This window comes from Mucilaginibacter sp., from assembly GCF_039207105.1.
Classification (GTDB): domain Bacteria; phylum Bacteroidota; class Bacteroidia; order Sphingobacteriales; family Sphingobacteriaceae; genus Mucilaginibacter.
In genome coordinates this window covers 1-2,305 of record NZ_JBCECK010000307.1, presented here as the reverse complement: position 1 = coordinate 2,305, position 2,305 = coordinate 1, and the positions used below count along the sequence as shown (strand labels likewise).

The window sequence follows — 2,305 nt, the reverse complement described above, 5'->3', positions numbered from 1 at the left end:
CCTTAAACTTTTCACCGGATTAGCGGTAGCGGCTTTAATTGATTGAAAACCTATAGTTACAAACGCGATAACCAGGGCAATAAAGCCTGCCATTACAAATACCCACCACTGGATACTTACTCTGAATGCAAAATCAAGCAGCCACTTACTCATCGAGTACCAGGCTATAGGTAAGGCTATTAATGATGCTATAAGCACGAGTTTCAGGAAATCTTTAGATAATTCTGTCACAATTTGCGGGATACTTGCTCCCAAGACTTTACGCACCCCTATTTCTTTAACCCTTTGCGTTATGGTAAAGGCTGAAAGTCCAAACAATCCAAGGCAGGCTATAAATATGGCTATAAACGAAAACATGGTAAATAAACTGCCTTGTTGTTGTTCGCTATTGTAAAGCCTTTGGAAACGCTCATCTAAAAAGGTGTATTCAAACGGCACTTCGGGCTGGGCCTTGCGCCAGGCTTCCTGAATAGTATTAATAGCCGAGTTTATATTATGACCGTCAATTTTAACAGACAGTCTTCTGTAACTGTTATTTGCAAATGATGGCATGCGCATCAATATAGGAACGATGTTTTGATGAAGTGATTCAAAATGAAAATCGTTCACCACACCAATAATTTTCCCTTTTACGCCTCCATATGACAATTCTTTATCTATAGCACTTTGAGGTGTTTTGAAACCAAGGGCTTGAGCGGCTCTGGTATTGATCACATAGTTATTACTATCAGTACTAAAATCACGCGAAAAATTGCGACCTGCGGCCAGTTTCATACCATAGGTTGGTATAAATCCATAGTCGGCATTAACATATTTGAGATCTGCGTTTACCTGCTTTGAGGTGCCGTTTTCAAAAAGAGACACTCCCTGGTTGTCAAGTAATCGACCGGAAGGAATACGGGATGATCTACCTAACTCTTTAATATCAGCGTTGTTTTTAATTACTTCGTTTCTAAACGTTTCAAACTGGCTTTCTGAAAATGGATTAATCGTGGTTATAATATGTTCTTTATCAAAACCCAATGATTTTTGTTGTATATAACGTAATTGTTGAAACACAATAGTGGTAGCCACTATTAAGATAATGGATATGGAAAATTGCACCACAACCAATACCTTACGGAACGAAATATTGCCAGAACCTACTTTGATGATACCTTTTAGTACTTTAACCGGCTTAAATGACGACATGAAAATAGCCGGATAAATGCCGCTAATCAATCCTACTGCAAAGGGCAGCAATAAAATAGGAATAAGTACTTTAAGCTCTAATAAGGTATTGAATGATAGATTCAGATCTGAAAATTTATTCACCAATGGGATCAGCAGCCAGGTGATGATCAACGCCAGTATCAATGAAAACCACGTGATCAATACCGATTCGCTTAAAAATTGTGTGATAATTTCTTTTTGCTGCGCGCCAATTACTTTTCGGATACCTATTTCCTTTGCCCTTAATGTTGATCGGGCCGTAGAAAGATTCATGTAGTTGATGCAGGCTATCAGTAAAATAAATAAGGCTATAGCCGAAAATATGTACACCCGTTTAATATCTCCATTTTGATCGAGCTCATCATCAAGGTGCGAATGAAGATGGATGTCCAGAAATTTCTGAATATGTAATTTACTATACTTAGATTCATGAGAATTACCTGCTTCTCCGGGACCGTGGACATATTTATCCAAAAACGCCGGTAATAAGGACGCTATACGTTCCATATTATAACCCTTAGGCATCAGCAAATAAGTAAAAAAGGAATTATTGCCCCAGTTGGTTTGCAGCTGTTTCTCGCCGTAAATAGTACTATCTTTTAAGGTATTAAACGATAACAGCATCTGCGGATGCAATTGAGCATTGGTTGGAAAAGGTTCATATATGCCGGTTACTTTGAAATTAACCTGGTTATTCAGCCTGATCTCTTTATTTATAGGATCTTCATTACCAAAGTATTTACGGGCCATTTCTTCGGTCATCATTACACAAAATGGATCGGTCAATGCCTTAGCAGCATCACCTTTTACCGTTTTTATGCTGAAAAAATCAAAGAAATTCTCATCAGCAAAATAGGTATCTTTTTCGCTCAGCAATTTTTCTTTATAACGCATAACGATATTACCTGTTGGATATATACGCGTTACCTTTTTGATATCGGGGAACTCATTTTTTAATAAAGGACCAAACGGAGGGGCTACGGCGCCCAGGTGCAGGGTTTGCACACCATCGGCTGTGTTAAAACTCCGGGTTACCCTGTAAATATCTTTAGCGTTGGTGTTAAACCTATCATAACTTAACTCATTTACAATG

At 38.3% G+C, this 2,305-nt stretch carries 1 protein-coding gene; it reads right to left on the bottom strand.

Annotation, left to right across the window (positions count from 1 at the left end; all coding sequences use genetic code 11):
- The coding region (locus tag AAGC65_RS25930) for an FtsX-like permease family protein (RefSeq protein ID WP_343115353.1) at window positions 1–2,305 on the bottom strand (2,305 nt) is incomplete at both ends.